Source organism: Streptomyces sp. DH12, from assembly GCF_020873895.1.
Classification (GTDB): Bacteria; Actinomycetota; Actinomycetes; order Streptomycetales; family Streptomycetaceae; genus Streptomyces.
In genome coordinates, this window is record NZ_JAHWGT010000764.1 from 1 (window position 1) to 492 (window position 492).

Here is a 492-nt window from a genome sequence, read left to right on the forward strand (position 1 = left end):
GAAGTCCCGGGTGGAGGACGAGCGCAGCAGCTTGCCGCCGTCCACGACGACGACGTGGTCGCAGGTGCGCTCCAGCTCGCCCAGCAGGTGGGAGGTGACCAGGACCGAGATGCCGAAGTCGGTGTGAATGCGGCGGATCAGGCCGAGCATCTCGTCGCGGCCGACCGGGTCGAGGCCGTTGGTGGGCTCGTCCAGGAAGACCAGCTGCGGGTCGTGCACCAGGGCCTGTGCCAGCTTCACCCGCTGCTTCATGCCGGTCGAGTAGCCGCCGATGGGCCGGTAGCGCTCCTCGTACAGGCCGACGTGGCGCAGGGTGTCCGCGGTGCGCTCCCGGGCGGCGGTGGCCGGCAGACCGGACATGCGCGCCATGTGGACGACGAACTCGGTGGCCGAGACGTCCGGGGGGAGGCAGTCGTGCTCGGGCATGTAGCCCACCCGCTCCCGGATGGCGGCGCCCTCGGTGGCGACGTCGAGTCCGAGCACTTCGGCGCG

Annotated in this window: 1 protein-coding gene; it reads right to left on the bottom strand. The window is 71.5% G+C overall.

What is annotated here, in order from left to right; translation table 11 throughout:
* Positions 1 to 492: ABC transporter ATP-binding protein (locus LPA54_RS36945; RefSeq protein ID WP_228984853.1), on the bottom strand; the 492-nt coding region annotated here is incomplete at both ends.